Consider the following 19239-nt stretch of genomic DNA (forward strand, 5'->3'; position numbering starts at 1 on the left):
CGGCGCCGGCCACGAAAAATGGGTGAAGGAGCACTTTACCCCCAAAGCCCTGGAAGCGAGAAACGCTTATCTGAAGGGCGAAGGCAGCGAACGCACCCGGCTGGGGCGGAAGCTGGACGCAAAGGCTGCGAGGCTGATGGGCGTGCCGGTGGAGCCCGAAAACCTGCTGGAGATAGACAGAGACACCGGAAAATACAAGATCATCAGGACCATAGAGACCGGCGACACTCCCGACACCTACAAGTTTGATACAGAGGTGCTGGAAGAGGGGACCCTGAAAAAGAAGGACTGAGCGGGCCAGAGCCCGGGCCGCGGACCAGCCGCACGGGGGAGGCAGTCAATAAGGCTTTTGTTCTGCCGCGAATGGCTTGATAAAATATGCGCTTCGGCAGGCCTTGCCTGCCGCAGCGCATTTTCATCGCGCCGGACCCGCCGCCGGAGGATGGCCGTGTTATCCCAGCGGTCTGACCGGTATGCCGCGCTCCGCGGCGTATTCTATGGCGGCGGGGGCGTCGGTGACGAAAGTCAGAGCCCCGCACTCCACAAAGGCGCCGTCTTCTATACAGGTCACGGAGCCGGGGATGACGGCCTCTTTCAGAGCCTCGCAGCCCGAAAAGGCAAAGTCTTCTATGGTGGTCACTCCGTCGGGAATGGATATCCCGGTGAGGGAGCCGCACCCGCGAAAAGCCGAGCCTTCTATCGCGGTCAATCCCCGGGGCAGGGCTATCTTCCGGAGTGACCGGCAGCCCTCAAAGGCGGAGGCTTCTATGGATGTCACACTGTCGGGAACGGACGCCTCTGCGAGGCTCTCGCAGCCCTCAAAGGCGAAGGCTTCTATGGCGGTCACGCCTTCGGGGATGACGATCTCCGTGAGGGACCTGCAGCCCGAAAAGGCGTCGAAGCCTATGGTCCTCACAGTCGGCGGAATGGTCACTTTTTCCGGGCAGACGCCGCTGTAATACGCCAGCTCGTCATCTTCGATACACAGCGAAAACGGGACGCCCGGGACGTCGGCAAAAGTGTGATGACCCATGGTTATTCCGTCGGGAATGCGTATGTCGGTGAGAGCGCTGCACCCGCGAAAGGCGCGGTTGTCTATTTCGGCTGCGCCGCCGCAGATGTCGATCCTTTTCAGAGACCTGCAGCCCGAAAAGGCGTCGGCTCCTATCAGTTCCACAGAGCCCGGTATGGTGATCCGGGCCAGAGATGCGCACTCCTCAAAGGCGCTCTCTCCTATGGACTTCACCCCGTCGCACAGGATGAGCTCCTCCAGGGTCTTGCAGCCGGCAAAGGCGCCGTCTCCAATTTTCGTCACGATCGATGACACCATGAGCTGCTCCGGACAGACGCCGTTGTAGGACATCAGCACGCCTTGTTCGATGCACAGGGAAAAAGGTATGCCCGGCGCGTCGGCAAAAGCGCCGGCGCCGATCTTTGTGTCGTCGGGCAGAGAGACGTCCTCCAGTGACTCGCAGCCGGCAAAAGCGCCGTCTCCTATTACGGGCTCGCTGAATACGTCAAGGAAGAACTGTGACAGGGAGCTGCAGCCGGCAAAGGCGTTTTGTCCTATGCTCGTAACCGTGTCGAGGCAGAAGGTGCCTGCGAGGGAGCTGCAGCCGGCAAAGGCCCGGTCTCCTATTTTCGTCACTCCGTCCGGCATGGTGACCCAGGCCAGAGAGCTGCAGTCCTCAAAGGCGCTGTCGCTTATTTCGGTCACGCCCTCGGGTATGTCGATCTCTCTCAGGGACTCGCAGCGCTCAAAGGCTCCGATGCCGATTTTTTTCACGGCGCCCGGGAGGGAGACCGTGTCCAGAGAGACGCAGCCCTCAAAAGCGGCGCAGCCTATCGCGGTCACGCCTTCGGGGATGATAACAGACTCAAGTGACTCGCAACGCTTAAAGGCGCTGCTGCCGATCGTGGTCACGCCTTCGGGTATGACGATCTCTTTCAGGGAACAGCACCCGCAAAAGGCGCCGTCTCTGATCGCTGTCACGCCTTCGGGGATGATAACAGACTCAAGTGACTCGCACCACTTAAAGGCGCTGCTGCCTATCGTGGTCACGCCTTCTGGTATGACGATCTCTCTCAGGGAACTGCACCCGCAAAAGGCGCCGTCTCCTATTTCGGTCACGCTGTCGGGGATGATAACAGACTCAAGTGACTCGCACCACTTAAAGGCGCTGCTGCCTATCGTGGTCACACCTTCGGGTATGACGATCTCTCTCAGGGACTTATGCCCCTCAAAGGCGCCGTCGCCTATGACGGTGATGTCTGAGGGGATCGCGGGGCAGCAGGGATCTCCGGCGCAGCCGGATAAGACCTTGATGGTCCTGATGTCGTATTCGTTGTCACGGATGCTCATGGCAGAATATTCTCCTTTATAAAATTGAGCCGTTGTCTGATTCGGCCACTACTATTATATACCATATAAAAACAAATCGCAACACTGTTTCGGGGCTTGCGCGCAATAATTTTCGTTATTTTTTCTGGCCGGTCCCTTCTGCGGTCCCGTCCCCTTTGTCCCGTTGGTCCTGTCAGGTGCCGGGGCCGGCATTTCTTTCGAAGGGGATCTCTTACCCTCCGTGTCCGGTGACACGGACGGCGAGATGACGAAGAGAGCTGGCGTTGTTCCCCGCTTGTACGGCCCCCCATCTCTGACCCCAAAAATCTGCGTTTTTTCGGAGACCCCGATATTTTGCCTGGATGACGCGGGGCTGCTTCTTTCTTCCGAAGGAGATATCTTACCGGCGACGGTGCAAGCGCCATCGCCGCCGATATGACGTTAAATGCAAGCACAATGACGCACCGGCGCAAAAAGCAGGTCTGCCAAGCGGCAGACCTGCTTATACATTCGGCGCCATGTCCGTCGAGCGTCCGGCGCGCCGGGCATTACCCCGTCAGTTCTTCTTGAAATAATAGACCAGCATGTCGGCGGACTTCAGCTCGGGTGTGGTTACCTTGAACTCCCCGGGGGCGATGGTCTGGGTGTCGATGAGATGCAGTGTCTCGTCATAGACCTCCATGGTGTAGGAGGCGGCTTCTCCGATCCAGGGGACCAGGTCGTAGTAAAGCTCCAATACTCTGGCATCGTCCCTGTTGTTCATGACAGGCATCACCACCGAATCGTCGTATATGTAGGCTCCCATGCTCACCCAGCTGGAGGCCCGGGTCTGCAGGCAGTCGGAGATAAAGGTGCCTTCGGTGAAATAAGGCATCCATTTTTCCTTGATGGCCTTGCAGTGCTTCAGGGCTGCGCCCAGGTCGGGATGGTTTTTTATCCAGTCATTGCCGTTGAAGCCCGTGGCGTAGATGTCGCCGGTGGGGTGCTCCAGCTTGCGGGGCATGGCGTTCACCAGATTGTTCACTATAAAGGTGTTTTTGGCCTTTTTGGCGTCGCCGGAGTTGTTCACGTTGATGCGGGGATACTTGAACACGCTGTTGAAGGCGTCGTAGCCGTTGTGGCCGCCCCAGTCCCAGGTGTAGTCCAGCAGATCCACGTCCAGCTCCATGCTCCACAGCTCTTCTCCGGAGAAAGAGCTGTCGGGGTCCACGGACTTGCTGCGGTCGATGAGGCGCGCAGCCAGATCAAACAGCTGCTTTTCGGGATTGTCGTTCCAGAACTGGTCCCAGCTCACGTTGGCCAGACCCGCGTCTATATATTTGGACAGGTCCTCATACACGCTTTCCTTCCAGGCGGCGCTGGCGGGGCCTACGTAAAGGGCTTCGCCCCTGTGGCTGTAGGAGGGCTGGAACTGGGGGATGGTCTCCTGTCCCTGGGTCCAGTTGTCCGGATTGCCGGTGGCGTTCCACTTTTTGGCCGACTCGGGATTCTGCAGCAGCACGCTGACGAAGGGGGTGAAGTAGCAGCCGTATTTCTCGTAGCAGTCCTTCAGGGCAAACATCTCCTGCTCGGTGCCCACCTGCCTGTTGATCCTCAGGGGGGTCTCAAACCAGTTTTCGGTCCAGCTCCAGGCGTTGATCTCCGTCAGGCCGTATTCGGCGGACTCCTTGGCCAGGGCGCGCATATCCTTCATGCGCCACTGGGGACTCAGCTCGTCATAGCCCCAGGCGATGGCCATCCAGATGCTGCGGATGCCCACTGCCTCGGCGATATGCTTTGACAGGGGATAGCGGCGGTGATGCTTTTTCTGCGCGTATTCGCGGAATACCTCTATGCCCTTTGCCCAGCCGCTGGCGTGGGGAGTGAATATCCACTCGGCGCTGTCAAAGCGGGCGCCGGGCTCTATGGTCCGGGTGTTCAGCATCAGCAGGCGGGCTTCCTTTTCGGAGTTGGCCAGGTGCACCCGCACGGGGATCTGCTCGTCCCAGCCCCACAGCTTGGGGAACATGGAGATGCCGCCGCCATAGCCGCCGTAGTCCAGCCACCGGAGAGGGGCGGTGCGGAACATGCCGCCAAAGCTCATCTGGGTCTGGCCGTTGGCACCGTCCATGCAGTATTGCTGGCACTTGCGGGCTTCGTCCATCTTCAGCTCTATGAAGGGCCGCAGATAGCCGGCCGTGTGCCTCAGTATGGTGTCAAAGTCGCCCTCAAAGGGCTGCAGGCCGGCAAAGTCGGGGAATATGACCTGCTCCACCGGCTTTTCGGACTTGTTTTCCACCCTGCATCTGGCGGAAATGCTCCTGCCGTCGGGCAGGGCTTCAAATATGACGGCGGCGCTGACGTCGCCCTCGGGGGCAAATTTGGCGCGGCTGGCTCCCAGCCGGTCCCAGCTCACAACTACCTTGTCCGCTTCCACCGAGATCTGGGCCCCCTGGGAAAAACGGGAGGCCAGGCGCAGAGGCTCGAATTCGGGCACGGGCCAGGCCACGTCTATGATGGACGCGTTGGCCGGGTCCGCCTTCAGCATGGTCTTGCCGGCGTATTCCAGGGAGAGGATGCTCCCCGTGGCTTTGTCAAAGGTCATATCAAGACCGTTCAGGTTCGCAGTGACTGTGTCTGCTTGCAGTGACATGGAAAATACTCCTATTAAAAAATGATGATCAAAAGGTTTGGCTTCAAGGCGCGCTCCTTGCTGTATGGATATTGACTCTCGGGTGTCACTATCATTATACCAAATCACAGCCGCCTTCGGCCCCGCCTGCGAAAGATTTGTCCTGTCATTGACAAAAAACTCCCGGTGGTTCCCTGTCAGCTGCGGTCAAAGGCCAGGGTCCTCACATTTGCCCTCTCCCGCAAGCGGGAGCAATGTATGGCCGGGATGACGATAGCGGGCCGCGCCTGCTCCGGCGGGCCGGGGTGAAAAGAGGGCTCCGCAAAGCGCGCTTTGCGGAGCCCTGTGTGTCCCGGGGGACTCTTTAGTTCTTCCTGAAACAGTAGATCAGCATGTCGGCGGACTTCAGCTCGGGTGTGGTCACCTTGAATTCGCCGGGCTGTATGGTCTGTGTGTCGATGAGATGCAGGGTCTCGTCATAGACCTCCATGGTGTAGGAGTCGGCTTCGCCGATCCAGGGGACCAGGTCATAGTAAAGCTCCAGTATTCTGGGGTCTTCCCGGTTGTTCATGACGGGCATGACCACGGAGTCGTTGTAGATATAGGCGCCCATGCTCACCCAGCTGGAGGCCCGGGTCTGCAGGCAGTCGCTTATAAAGGTGCCTTCGGTGAAATAAGGCATCCACTTGTCCTTGATGGCCTTGCAGTGCTTCAGGGCTGCGCCCAGGTCGGGATGGTTTTTCATCCAGTCGTTGCCGTTGAGGCCGGTGGCGTAGATGTTGCCGGAGGGGTGCTCCAGCTTGCGGGGCATGGCGTTCACCAGGTTGTTCATGATAAAGGTGTTTTTGGCCTTTTTGGCGTCGCCGGAGTTGTTCACGTTGATGCGGGGATACTTGAACACGCTGTTGAAGGCGTCATAGCCGTTGTGGCCGCCCCAGTCCCAGGTGTAGTCCAGCAGCTCCACGTCAAACTCCATGGTCCACAGCTCTTCGCCGGAGAAGGAGCTGTCGGGGTCCACGGACTTGCTGCGGTCGATAATGCGCCGGGCCAGGTCAAACATCTGCTTGTCCGGGTTGTCATTCCAGAACTGGTCCCAGCTCACGTTGGCCAGGCCCGCGTCGATATATTTGGACAGGTCTTCGTACACGCTGTCCTTCCAGGCGGCGCTGGCGGGGCCTACGTAGAGGGCTTCGCCCGCGTGGCTGTAGGAGGGCTGGAACTGGGGGATAGTCTCCTGTCCCTGGGTCCAGTTGTCCGGGTTGCCGGTGGCGTTCCACTTTTTGGCCGACTCCGGGTTTTGCAGCAGCACGCTGACGAAGGGGGTGAAGTAGCAGCCGTATTTTTCGTAGCAGTCCTTCAGGGCAAACATATCCTTCTCGGTGCCCACCTGTCTGTTGATGCGTATGGGAGTTTCGAAGCAGGTCTCGGTCCAGCCCCAGGCGTTGATCTCGGTCAAGCCGTATTCGGCGGACTCTTTGGCCAGGGCGGGCATATCCTTTATCCGCCACTGGGCGTCCATTTCGTCAAAGCCCCAGCCGGTGGCCATCCAGATGCTGCGGAAGCCCACGGCCTCGGCGATATGCTTGGCCAGGGGATACTTGCGGTGGTGCTTCTTCTGCGCAAATTCTCTGAATACCTCGATGCCCTTCGCCCAGCCGCTGGTGTGGGGGGTGAGCACCCACTCGGCGCTGACGAAGCTTGCGCCGGGCTCTATGGTCTGTGTATTCAGCATCAAGAGGCGGGCTTCCTTTTCCGAGTCGGCCAGATGCACGCGGACGGGGATCTGGGCGTCCCAGCCCCACAGTTTGGGGAACATGGAGATGCCGCCGCCGTAGCCGCCGTAGTCCAGCCATCTCAGAGGGGCGGTGCGGAACATGCCGCCGAAGCTGAACTGGGTCTGGCTGTTGGCGCCGTCCATGCAGTACTGGGTGGACTTGCGCCCTTCGTCCATCTTCAGCTCGATAAAGGGCCGCAGATAGCCGGCGGTGTGCTTCAGTATGGTGTCAAAGTCGCCCTCAAAGGGCTGCAGTCCGGCAAAGTCGGGGAATATGACCTGCTCTACGGGCTTTTCGGACTTGTTGTCCACCTTGCACACGGCGGAGATGCTTCTGCCGTCGGGCAGGGCTTCAAAGATGACGGCGGCGCTGACGTCGCCCTCGGGGGCAAATTTGGCGCGGCTGGCTCCCAGCCGGTCCCAGCTCACCACCACCTTGCCCTCGGTCACGGAGATCTGGGCTCCCTCGGAAAAACGGGAGGCCAGCCTCAGAGGCTCAAACTCGGGTATGGGGTAAGCCACGTCTATGATGGACGCATTGGCGGGGTCTGCCTTCAGGATGGTCTTGCCCGCATATTCCATGGCGAGAATGCTGCCGGTGGCCTTGTCAAAGGTCATCTCAAGACCGTTCAGGTTCGCAGTGACTGTGTCTGCTTGCAGTGACATTGAAAATGCTCCTATAAAAATAAAGATAATACACAACAAAAGGCTTGGTTTCAAGTTTTGCTCCATGCTATAAGAATATTGACCCGCGGGGGTCACTTTCATTATAGCAAATAAAGGCCGCCGGCGGCCCTTCTTCCGCAAAAAAACACAAAAAATGCTCTCCGGCCTCATTGACAAAAAGCTCCGGATAGGGTATATTGATGATGAATACATCGGGGAGTCCCTTATGAAAGCTATTTTGATCGCGGCGGCCCTGCTGCTGCTGGCCGCCGCCTCCTTCGGACAGGACTTCGTCCCGGAGACCGTGGACGAGGACGGCGAATACGTGACGGCGGACAAAGCCGGCCGGCGGGCCGTGGCGCTGGCCGACAAGCCGGGCATGCGGTATCTGTATTACAGACTGACGGACAGAAGCGCCGTGCCCGCAGAGCCCGCCCTGGCCATAGAATACTACGCCGACACCCCCTGTGGGGTGGACGTGCAGTACAATTCTTCCAACGGCGACCATTTCACCGGAGCCGGCTTTACCTGCCGGGAGGGGGAGTGGACCCGGGTCACGGTGCCCTTGCCCCGCTTTGAGCCCCGCGGCGCCATGCACGAGGGCTGCGACGTGAGGCTGGTCATCAACGACTGGCGCTTCGACAGCTTTATGCCCAAAAACCGGGTCTTTATAAGCTCCGTCACTCTCACGGAAAACAAGGGAAAGCCGGAGCCGGTCCGGCCCCTCTATGAATTCCGCCGGCCTCAGGGCGCGGAATACGTGATGGGCAACGACCTGTCCTATGCCAAGGCTCCCGTTTACAGGCGGCAGAAGGTGGACGTGGTCCAGAGCTATATCACCTGGGGCGGCATAGAAAAGAGCACCGGCGAATACGACTGGACCTACTGGGACAGGCAGGCGGAGCTCCTGAGAGAGTGGGGCTTCAAGCTGCAGGCCTTTATAGCGGCCGGCCCTTCCTGCGCCACTCCGGCCTGGTATCTGGCTTCCCCGGAGCACGTGGGGGCTGTGTGCCTGGAGCACGGCGAGGAGACCAAGATAGAGAGCGTGTGGAACACGGCCATCGACAGCCACATCCGGAGCTTTTTGGAGGCCTTTTACGCGAGATACAGGGACATACTCTACAGCGTGGAATTCGGCATCTCGGGAGACTTCGGCGAGACCATCTACCCTTACTGGGGCGTGCCCTGGACCTTCGCCGTCAACGGGGACTATCACACCCATCCGGGCTACTGGTGCGGAGACCCTCTGGCCCGCAGGGATTTTGCCGCGTCCATGCAGAAAAAATACGGCTCCGTCTCCCGGCTGAACGCCGCCTGGCACACGGACTTTGCCTCCTTTGACGAGGAGCTGATGCCCTTTGAGGACGAGAAGAGCAAGGACGCCTATTTTGACGCCCTCACTCCCGAGACCCGGCGCAGATGGTATGACCTGGTGGACTGGTACCGTGACAGTATGGAGCGGCTGGCCTCAAGGTGGCTGGACATATCCGACGGCATATTCACAGACACTCCCGTCTATCTGGCGGTGGGAGGCCATTCCTCCCCGGAGCAGGGCTGCCTGTTCTCCCACATAGCCAAGCTGGCGGCGCAGCGCGGAGCCGGGGTGAGGATCACCAACGAGATGTCCGAATACACCTTCAACGTGACCGGCAACCGCTATATGTCCGACTCGTGCCGTCTCTACGGAGCCCCCTGCGGCTTTGAGCCAGGGGACAAGGTGGACGTGAACGGCGTGACCGCCAGGGTCTTCGGAGCGGCCACCTGCGGCGTGAAGCAGTACTTTGACTTTGACCACAACGGCCTGGCCTCGCAGGAGTATATGGACAGGCAGCTGGAGCTGCTGCCCTATCTGAACAAGGGCTACAAGCCCATAAGGAACGTGGCTCTGTGGTATCCCGACAGGGACCTCTCTCTGTATCTGGACCTGGGCGCCTACATGTCCCGGACCATACCCCTCATGCGCAATATGGCAGACGTCACCATAGCCGATTCGCAGACTGTCTCGGACGGCATCCTGGAGGGCATGTCTGTCCTGGTGCTGTGGAACGCCACGGTGTTTGAGGAGGAAGACCTGCGGAACATAGGCCGCTTTGTCCGTGAGGGCGGACGGGTGTTCGCTCTGGACTGCAAGTCGCCTGTCACGGTCTCCGGCCGGCCGGCAGAGATACCGGGCCTTACCGTGGTGCCGGACTTTGCCGCCCTGCAACAGGCGGTAAACCGGGTCCTCGAAGAGCGGGGAGAGTGCAGATACCCCTGCGTGAAGAACGTGTTTGTCAGCCGGGTGGGCCCCCGCAAGGCCCTGGTGTTCAACCAAAACGGCTTTGAGGCGTCGGTGCAGATCACCATGGAGGGCAAGACCAAGCTCTGCTCCGTGCCCGCCCACGACATGAAGGAATTCGAATTCTAAAAGGAACAAGGTATATTATGAGAGTAAACAGTGTGTTTGTCAAAAGCCCGTTCAACTACGAGCTGCGAAACGTGGAGCTGCCCGCCCTCAAGGCGGACGAGGCTCTGGTGGAGATCATAGCCTGCGGCATATGCGGCTATGACATGGAGATATCGGCCTGCCTGTCCCCCAACGGCTACACCGCCCTGGGCCACGAATACGTGGGCGTGGTGCGCGAGGTGGGCGGCGCCGTGGACAACGTGAAGCCCGGCGACCGGGTGACGGCGGAGTCCTCCACCTTTTGCGGAGTGTGCGACGACTGCCGCAACGAGCGCGTGGACCTGTGCCGCAATCTGAAGACCAGCTCCAACGGCTACGCCCAGGGCTTTGCCGAAATGACGGTGGTGCCCGCCAGGAGCCTGGTGGTGTGCAACGACATAGACCCCCTGACCGCCGTGCTGAGCGAGCCTGCCGGCGTGTCCTTTGACCTGGTAAAGACCGCCGAGGTGCAGATCACCGACGACGTGCTGATAGTGGGCATGGGCCCCATCGGCTTTATGGCCCTGCAGATAGCCCGCAAGATCACTGCCGGCCGCGTGGCGGTGGTGGACCGCCACGAAAACAGGCGGCAGATGGCCATGGATTCGGGAGCCGACGTGGCCTACGCAAGCATTGACGACATGCCCTCGGAGGAGACCTTTGGCAAGATATTGCTGACGGCTGTCCCCCAGCTGCTGCCCGCCTGCATCCTCAGGGCCCGCTACGGCGGCTATATAGCCTTTTTGGGCAGCAATTTCAGGGACGGCAACACGGTGCCTCTGGACACGGGCATCATACATTTCAACAGGCTGCAGCTCAGGAGCTCCTTTGCTTCGCCGGCCACCTTCTTCCCCTGGGTGCACAAGCTCATGCGGGCGGGGGTCATAGACGGCAGCAGGATAGTGACGGGCGTGTACAAGCTGAGCAACTACAAGGCGGCCTTTGACAAGCTCAGGAGCGACAAGGACCACGCCATGAAGGTGGTGGTGGTAAACGACAATTCGGGTATCGAGGAGAAGATATGATGAAAGCAGGAGTTATTGGCTGCGGGACTATCTCAAAGTTCCACGTTGACGGATTCAGGGAAGCCGGCTGCGAGCTGGGCTGGTTTTGCGACATAGACCCGGCGAGATCCGGGGCCTATCAGGCCTTGTATCCCGGCTCAAAGACTACCGCGGACTACAGAGACGTGCTGGCGGACCCGGAGGTGTCTGTGGTGGCGGTGTGCACCCTCACCAGTCTGCACAACGAGGTGGTGAAGGCAGCCATCGCGGCAGGCAAGGCCGTGATATGCGAGAAGACCCTGGGCATGAACGCCGCCGACGCTCTGGACATGTGCCTTTTTGCCGAGGAAAAGAAGGCCTTTTTGTCCACGGGCTACATGAAGCGCTTTTTCCCGGCCGTGCAAAAGGCGGAGGAGCTGCTGAAGGGCAGAAGGATAGTGTCGGTGTATGCCAAGACCTACCAGCCCTTCCCGGGCCTCTATCTGGGAGACCCCTCTCAGCAAAAGGCCACCGGTGATTTTCTCCGGGACTATATGGGCGGAGGCGTGGTAGTGTGCGGCGGCAGCCACATCATGGACCTGCTGCACTTCTTCTGCGGACTGCCCACGGCCTGCGCCGGTCAGCTGGATACGGTCCCCGGCAGCGACGACTTTGACAGAGACGCCAACGCCCTCTTCTGGTTTGAAAACGGAGCCGTGGCCCACTTCGAAGCCTACTGGCACGAATACGCCAAGGGCGGCTTTGAGCAAAACGGCTGGGATGAGGAGATACGCATCAACACCCCGGACGGCGCCGTGATAGTGAAGACCCCTCTGTGGCACAAGCCGGAAAACAATGCGGCCCGGGTCTCCTGGCTGGACGCCGTGACCGGCGAATACACCGAATACAGATACGAGGCGGTGAACTCCTTCACCCTCCACGAGATAGAAGAAGTGAAGCGCGTCGCCGAGGGCAAGGCCCCTGCGGTGGACGGCTGGGACGGCTACGTGGCCGACGTGATGATAGACGCGGTCAAGCTGGCTTCCCGCACCGGCGACAAGGTGCAGATCGCCTTTGACAAGGCCATGCCCCGGAAATAGGCAGCCGATAACACAGCCCCGCAGGCGCTTGCAGCAAAGCGCCTGCGGGGCTTGCAGCAATGAGCGCCATTTCGGCGGTCAGTCTGCAAGTCATTTCGGCGGTGAGCGCAAGCGAAACCGGTAAGAGATCCCCTGTAACGGAAGGACAGGCCCTCCGGGGGAGGTCGGGCGGCTGATTTGCCCCCGCAGAAGGGCTGCGGGGGGCCCAAAGCCCCGGGTTTTGTGGTATAATAAAGAGGAACTCATTTGAATAATATCGGGGGACTTATGAAGGCAGTCTTGATACTTATGCTCCTGCTTATGTGCGGGACCTGGTGCCTGGCCGCTCCTGCGGCGCGGGAAGAAAAGGGCAATATCGTGCTGGACAACGGCAAGTGCCGCATCGTGCTGGACCGGCAGGCCCGGTTCGTCAGAGGCGAAAACGGCCCTCTTGCCGGCTCCTGGTTTGACGTGACTCTGGAGGACCGCAAGGGCTTTTTGCCCTGGGAATACTGGCAGGAGGGCTCCGTCAGCTCCTTTGCGGGTGACTCTTCCGCCGAGGTCAGGCTCTCTCAGGACAAAACAGCGGCCGCGGCCGAATTCGTCTTCCGGCCGGCGGGCATGGAGATCACCGCCCGGGTCAGACTGGACAGCGACGCCGAGGGCGGCCGCTATTCGGTGACAGCCAAGGCTCTGGACGAGACTTCGCTGGTGGACATCATCGACTTTACCCTGTCGGACATGACCGTGCCCGAGGGCTGGTTCCTGTTTCCGGAGACGCTGGGCATGCGTATCAGGCCCGGGGTCTTTGAGCCCGGTGACCGCAAGACCGCTCCCTATCCCGGCTTTATGTATATGCAGTGGCTGGACCTCTTCAATGACGAGGGCGGCGTGTATATGGGCTGCGAGGACGGCTACGGCTACACCAAAAAGATGTATGTGGGGAGGAGCGATGAAGGCCGCGAGCTCATGGGCTTTTCCTTCACAGGCTGCTGGGTGGCCGAAAAGGGGGATAGCTGGACTACTCCCGACGTATATATAGTGTCCCACAAGGGGGACTGGAGAAAGGGCGCCGACCTCTACCGGCCCTTTGCCCGGCAGGCCTTCGGCAATCTGCAGACCCCCAACCATATCCTGGAAATGCCCGCCTCCAACTGCTGGCTGCAGCATCATCTGTCCAATGCCGACGTGTGGAAGCTCTTCGAGATCCACGCCTCCGCGCCCATACATGCCAGCTACCTGAGCAAGACCGTGAATACCTCCATTCCCGAGGGCTGGGACGGCATTTTCGGCAGCGGTCTGGAATTCAGCGAGACCTTCGAAAACATCAAGCGGCTGGGAGGCTACACTGCCCTCTTCACCTTTGACAGGGCGCCGCTGATGGGCAAGCCCAACTTTGCCGACTATGCCCAGAAATGGGCTAACGTCAAGCGCAGCGGCGTGTGGGAGGAGGCCTTCATAGACATGATGCCCTCCGCCTTTGACAAGGATTTCCGCAAGCAGCGCGTGGACGAGGCGGTCCGCTGGGTAAAGGACTTCGGTCTGGACGAGATACACTACGACACAGAGGGCACCAGCGGCGACAGCCCCACCGTGGGCACCGGTATGGCCGGGGGCCCCTGCTACCGCAGCGATATAGGCGCCCGTCCCAACGAGACGCCCCACTACTTCAAGCTCCTTTACCGGGAGACCGTGGAGGCCTGCCGCAAGCTGAACCCCGACTTCACCATCAGGGCGGAGCACTGCGCCGACTTTTTCTATCCCGAGTTCGGCCATTCCACGGCCCACTTCTATTACAGCTGCAACGATGAGGCCGAGCGGGCAGGCTGGAAGCCCGGCAAGGATTATTATCTCATGCCCGAGGTTTTCCGCTATACTCTGCCCGAATTCGCCCAGGTGCAGATGCCCTCTGTCTCCAACTCCGAATACTGGATGTACGCCTACGGCATGGGCCACGGTTTCCACGGAGGGGGCTCCAACTGCACCTTTGACGTGAAGATACGCGACGCCGAGGAGGGCAGCCTGGGCGGCCGCTACAACTACTACAACACCGACTGGTTCCGCTACTATGACTGGCGCGTGGGCTTCTGGGAAGCCACTCTGGAGTGCCGGCAGATGGACACGGAGGTCTATGCCGATCTGGGCAGGGGCTGGCAGTACGCCGGCCTGGAATGCGACGTGAACGCCGTAAGCCACCTGGGCAAAAACCGGCAGGTGGTGCTGGGCGAGCTGCGGCCCTATGAGATGTCTTCGAGCCATTATATCAGCTACGTGAAGGAATTCGGCACCGATATGACTCTGCGGCCCTTCCGCATCAAGTTCCCGGTACGTATTCCCGGCGCGTCCTACTATCTCTACACCCCCACCGGCTCAAAGGAGATCAAGCCGGAGATCCGGGACGGGGAGGCTGTGGTCTCCATAGAAAACACCCGCCTCTTTGCCATTGAGGCAGTGGCCGGGCCTTCAGTGAGGCTGATAATGCCCCGCAAGGCGGCCATTACCGGCCGGGAAGCGGAGATAACCGTGGCCTATGCCAACGCCAAAGCGGGGAGCCTGTCCGTGGTCCTGCCCGAAGGCTGGGAAAAGCCGGGGAAGATATCCATACCCGCCGGAACAGGGGAGAAAACCTTCAGGGTGAAGGTGCCCGAAGGGCTCTTCGGCCGCAACTATCCCGTGAAGGCCGTATATACCGCCGGCGGCGCAAAGCTCACCTGCGCCGGACACCTGGCGGTGGCGGAGCCCTGGAGCGTGGGCTATTATTTCACCGACGCCGACGGCCGGGACGTGCTCACCCAGGGCAAGAGAGCCTATCTGAAGGTGGTGGTGGTGAACAATCAGCCCGACAGCCACAAGGCGGAGGTCTTCGTCACCGGAGGAGCCGGCGACTTTGACGACTCGGCGGAACTGGAGGGCGTACCCCTTGACGTTCTTACCGCCGAGAAGTCGGAGCTGAAGGAATGGCTGAACAAGGCAAGGCCCGGCTTTGAGCCCGGCTGCGCCATGGCCTTTGAATGGTCCTTCGAAGTGAAGGGGCCCCTGGCGGAGCCCGTCCATATCAGCGTCAGGGCCGACGGCAAGGAGATACTGGCCGAGGACTGCTTCCCCCGGGTGCAGGTCATGGATCTGAACGGCGAATGGAAGCTCTTCCCCCAGCCCCGCCACCGGTCCAATCACGCCGGCGTGGAGGGAGTGGACGCGCTGGATCTCTTCTACGCCACCGAGGACTGCTTTGACGGCAACTGGGAGACCATCGAGACTCCCTTTGTCCCCAAGGAGCGTCCCGACGCATACTGGACCTATTACAGAAAGATGGTGTATATCCCCGCCGAATGGCAGGGGGCCGACCTGTATCTGAAGGTGGGGGCTCTCGGCGCCCCCTGGCAGCACGGCACTCTCAACCTGTGCTACGTGAACAGCTATCCCTGCGGCCGCCTGCGCTACAACGGTGAGGTGAAGCTGAATACCTGGCTGAAATACGGCTCCTGGAACCTGATCACTATATGCTCCCTCTCTGCCAACAGGCTGGAGGATCCCGTTATAGTGTGCAAGCGGGCTCCCGTTCCCGACAGGCTGAAGGAAGCGGCCAATCCCGCCATAGACGGCATGTTCCTGCAGCTGGGCAGCACCACCTTCGGCTACGGCTTGTCCAGAGGGCCCATCAGGGGCCACGACATGGCTGACGGCCTGCACCTGCTGGCCAAGGATATAGGCGAACAGAACTACTGCTACGTGAGCGTAGCCGACGAATACGCCTATGAAGTGGACGGGGACTACGAGGTGACGGTGGAATACCTGGCCCGGGGAGGCGAGTTCACGGTGGAATACGACTCCCACGACCCGGAGGGCATACTTGACGGCACCTTTACCATGGCCGGCAAGGTGTCCTTTGCCGATACAGGCAAATGGGAGATCTCCACGGTGACGCTGCCCGGGGCCCGCTTTGCCAACCGTATGTTCGGAGCGGACTTCCGCATAGGCCGCACCAAGGGCGACGAGCTGGTCATAAGAAAGGTGAGCATCAGGAAGAAAGGGGAATAGATCCTATTGAGTGAAAACCTGATTAACGGCCTGATACTGACACTGGCCGTGTTCATGGGCTGCGCCTATTACGTGGCCATGAAGCCCGTGAATATGAGGGTGGCCCACGAGTCCCATATACCCCTGTTCAACGCCCTGTTTTCCGCGGTGGGCGTATTGCTGCTCCTGGCATATTCCCTGTGGACGAACACGGGGCTGTATCTGCCCCCTGCCGGCATAGGCGCCGCGGCGGGCTACGGCGTCATCGCCACTCTGGCGGTGTTTGCCCATATGAAGGCCCTGGAGCGGGGACCCGTGTCCCTCACCTCCCTGTTTGCCAAGTTTTGCCTGGTGCTGCCTCTGGGGTATTCCTTTTTGTTTTTGCATGAGCAGGCGACCCTCTTCAGGGTGTCGGGCATCCTGCTGATATGCGTGTGCATAGTGATCTTTGCCGATCCCCGCAAAGGGGACAGGGAAAGGCTCTCCCGGGGCTGGCTGGCGGCGGCTCTGTCGCTGATGGTATGTAATGGCGCGGTGCAGCTCATAGGCAAGATATACGCCATGAGCTCCGCCAACGAATATCAGAATGCCTTTCTCCTGTGGGCCTTCGGCTTTGAGACCCTGGCGGCGCTGGCCATATTTCTGCGCCTGTCCCGGGGCAAAAGCCGGGAGTGCGCCCGGGCCTTTGTGACCCCGGCAGTGCTGGGCCTTTCGGTCTTTATAGCCGTGGCGGCCCTCAGCATGAATTTTGCCATAGTGGCCCTGGCCACCCGGATGGACGGCTCGGTGTTTTTCCCCATCTATTCGGGAGGGCCCCTCATACTCATAGCCCTGGCGGGCTACCTGATATTCAGAGAGGAAATGACCTTCCGAAAGGTGACGGGCATCCTCCTGGGCATCGGAGCTATAGTGCTCCTGAATCTGTGAAGCTATGATCAAAAAGACTATTCTTGCATTTTTGCTCCTGGCGGCCCTTATCCCGGCCGCGGCCGACGTGTACGACTTTGACGGCTCCATGACCGAAGCCTGCCTCCGGGCCTATCTGGCCCGGGCCGCCGGCTGGAACGGCATATGCTGCCTGGGCCAGGAGTTCCCCGAGAAATATCACGATGACAGCCTCAGGGCGGTGGCCAACGTCAAGCCCATGTATATCAGCCGGGCAGTGCTGGCCTGGGAGACCCCCAAGGACCCGGAGGCCCATTTCAAAAGGGCGGCGGACAGCGCCGCCGAGCTCCACGCCATAGACAGCCGCATCCTGCTGGAGGCGGCCATATTCGAAGCGGTGTACAGCCTGGAGGACGGTCCTGACGTGGACCGGATACCCATACCCGCCCGGGTGTTCGAGGCCTTTGGCCTGCCGGCAGAGGACAGATGCTTCCGCTACGAGGACATGCTGTTTCCCGACGGCAGATACAGGGACTACTGGGGCAAGGGCATTTCCGTGCCCGACATTACCCGCACGGAGACCCGGATGTGGGAGTATTACCGGGCCTGCCGGTATATAGACGCCGGCTATGAAGCCATCAATTTCGGCGCGGTGGAGCTGACGGGAGTGGACGACACGGGCCTGGAAGCCCGGGCCCAGGTGCTCTCCCTGGTGAGAGCCTACGGCAGGCAGCATGCCCGCCGGCACTGCGTGCTGTGCACCGGCCACCTGAAGGCGGGCTCCGCCCTCAGGGACGGACGGCTGCTATGGGACCTGGCGGAGTTTCCACTCCGACTGGTGACAGGCACGGAGCCCATCACCGCTTCCATTCAGCCGGGCCACAGAGACGCCACCTACGGTACTCTCCCCGGTGGGCAGCACCCCATGGGCTGGCAGACGGCGGCTCTGCCCTGCCTCTACGAGTTTGACAACTATCTCTCCGGCATAGACGCCCGGAATATCTACGCCGTGTGGGGCACCGACGAGACCAGCTGGTTTGCGAGCTGCAAGCCGGGCTACAGGAACTATTTTCTCAAATACGCGGCGGACCGCATCAGCCGCATCACGGTGAACGGCTTTCTCATGATGCCCTGCGGCAGGCCCTGCCGGGTGCCTCTCGTGAAGCCGCAGCAATACGTATATCTGTGCAACGAGCCCTCCGAGGCCTGTCCCATAGGAGGCGGCCAGGAGGACACCATCAAGGCCCTCTTCGAGCGCCGCTACGACCTGGCTCCCGCTCCCGCCCTCAGGGAGCCGGACAAGCGGGAGAGGGGAGAGCAGCTGGGCTTTGACCCCATGGACGGCGGCATAGGGGAGCGGCTGTTCCGCAAGGCGGAGTCTTACACGGCGCCCAACTATACCAACGGCTATATCAAAGACGTGTTTGACGTCTACGGAGTATCGCCCGCCCCCGAGAAGCCCGCCGATTTTGTCCCCGGGCCAAAGCAGGCCGGCATCAGCCCGGCGGGGCTGGCCCTGGACGGGCCCACTGTGGAGGTCAGGAGCTTTCCGGAGATATCCGGGGGCTCTCTCACGGTGTATGCGGCCTTTATGCTGTCGCCGGAGGTCTGGGAGGATTCGTTTATGCTGCTGGAAAAGTATTCCTTTATGAAGAGCGGGTGGTACGTGAAGTATTACAAGCCCGAGGACAGCCTGTATGCGGAGATATTTGACGGCAGCGGCGAGCGCAGGACCGTGGACTTTCCCGTCCCCCGGGACGGCGGGCTCCACCGCATCTGCTTTGTGTGCGACGGCAAGCGCCTGTCCGCCTATCTGGACGGGGCCCTCGCGGACAAGACGCCGGCGGGCAGCATAGTCCCCGACGCCACCAACCTGATCCTGTCCGGGGGCCTCGCGGGCACCCTGTCCGATATCAGGATATACAACTACGCCCTGTCCCAAAGAGACGCGGAGAGGCTCAGCTCCGGCCTGATGGAGGAGGAGCCCGAGGAGGAGCCGGATCTGGTGATCTTCGGCGAGATACGCCGCCGGGGCCGGGGCTTCGGCATCAGTATAGGCTTTTAGAAAAAAAAGGCGGCCCTGAGGGGCCGCTTTATTTTATCCTCTGTCCGATGCCGGCGGTGACCCGGTACACCCGGTCGGCTCTGGCCGCCAGCAGGCAGCAGAGCCTGCCGGTCACGTCCCGCCACAGCCGGTTTTCCGGCTCTGCGGGCACCACGCCGCAGCCCAGCTGGTCGCAGACGAACACCGTGTCCGGGTGCCGGTCCGCAAAGGCCAGCAGCTCTGCCTCCGGGTCTCTCTTCTCCGCCAGGGCCTGCCGGACCCAGCTCTGCAGATTGTATATCACGGGCTTGGGCGTCAGCTCTCCGTCCGCCGCGCTGTCCGGCGTCAGGCCGTGAAGGGTCAGGGCGAACTGCAGCTTGCCCTGGCTCCTGCCCCCTATGATGAGCTCCATAT

At 60.6% G+C, this 19239-nt stretch carries 11 protein-coding genes; 7 read left to right on the forward strand and 4 right to left on the reverse strand.

Translation table 11 applies throughout. The features are described 5' to 3' along the window. Positions 1–292, forward strand: a 292-nt coding sequence (locus IK083_07520; GenBank protein MBR4749400.1) for a hypothetical protein, incomplete at its 5' end; no start/stop codon positions are given. A 159-nt stretch (positions 293–451) separates the two neighbouring features. Here IK083_07520 and IK083_07525 read toward each other — a convergent pair. The 3 genes from IK083_07525 to IK083_07535 all read right to left on the reverse strand — a co-directional run bounded on the left by IK083_07525 (position 452) and on the right by IK083_07535 (position 7392). Beyond that, positions 452–2362 carry a leucine-rich repeat domain-containing protein gene (locus tag IK083_07525; protein MBR4749401.1) on the reverse strand — a complete coding sequence of 637 codons (1911 nt, stop codon included), beginning with the start codon at positions 2360–2362 and terminating at the stop codon, positions 452–454. A 535-nt stretch (positions 2363–2897) separates the two neighbouring features. Next, positions 2898–4973 carry a hypothetical protein gene (locus IK083_07530; GenBank protein MBR4749402.1) on the reverse strand — a complete coding sequence of 692 codons (2076 nt, stop codon included), beginning with the start codon at positions 4971–4973 and terminating at the stop codon, positions 2898–2900. A 343-nt stretch (positions 4974–5316) separates the two neighbouring features. Then, on the reverse strand, positions 5317–7392 hold the full coding sequence (locus IK083_07535) for a hypothetical protein (protein ID MBR4749403.1): 2076 nt from the start codon (positions 7390–7392) through the stop codon (positions 5317–5319). A gap of 226 nt (positions 7393–7618) precedes the next feature. Here IK083_07535 and IK083_07540 point away from each other — a divergent pair, with 226 nt between their 5' ends. From IK083_07540 to IK083_07565, 6 genes are all read left to right on the forward strand, one after another. Continuing rightward, positions 7619–9799, forward strand: a complete 2181-nt coding sequence (locus IK083_07540; GenBank protein MBR4749404.1) for a family 14 glycosylhydrolase — start codon at positions 7619–7621, stop codon at positions 9797–9799. A gap of 17 nt (positions 9800–9816) precedes the next feature. Then, positions 9817–10842 carry an alcohol dehydrogenase catalytic domain-containing protein gene (locus IK083_07545; protein ID MBR4749405.1) on the forward strand — a complete coding sequence of 342 codons (1026 nt, stop codon included), beginning with the start codon at positions 9817–9819 and terminating at the stop codon, positions 10840–10842. Continuing rightward, on the forward strand, positions 10839–11900 hold the full coding sequence (locus tag IK083_07550; protein MBR4749406.1) for a Gfo/Idh/MocA family oxidoreductase: 1062 nt from the start codon (positions 10839–10841) through the stop codon (positions 11898–11900). The genes IK083_07545 and IK083_07550 overlap by 4 nt, the downstream gene beginning before the upstream one ends. 267 nt (positions 11901–12167) lie before the next feature. Beyond that, positions 12168–15917, forward strand: coding sequence for a hypothetical protein (locus IK083_07555; GenBank protein MBR4749407.1), 3750 nt, complete (start codon positions 12168–12170; stop codon positions 15915–15917). A 6-nt stretch (positions 15918–15923) separates the two neighbouring features. Beyond that, a complete protein-coding gene (locus IK083_07560) occupies positions 15924–16823 on the forward strand; it encodes an EamA family transporter (GenBank protein MBR4749408.1) in 900 nt (299 codons plus the stop codon). 4 nt (positions 16824–16827) lie between these two features. After that, entirely contained in the window at positions 16828–18846 is a 2019-nt protein-coding gene (locus IK083_07565) for a hypothetical protein (protein ID MBR4749409.1), read from the forward strand. Positions 18847–18874: 28 nt separating this feature from the next. Here the strand turns inward: IK083_07565 and IK083_07570 are convergent, their stop codons facing one another. After that, entirely contained in the window at positions 18875–19237 is a 363-nt protein-coding gene (locus IK083_07570) for a bifunctional adenosylcobinamide kinase/adenosylcobinamide-phosphate guanylyltransferase (GenBank protein ID MBR4749410.1), read from the reverse strand. Positions 19238–19239 lie beyond the last annotated feature (2 nt).

This window comes from Abditibacteriota bacterium (assembly GCA_017552965.1).
Taxonomy (GTDB): Bacteria; Armatimonadota; UBA5829; order UBA5829; family UBA5829; genus RGIG7931.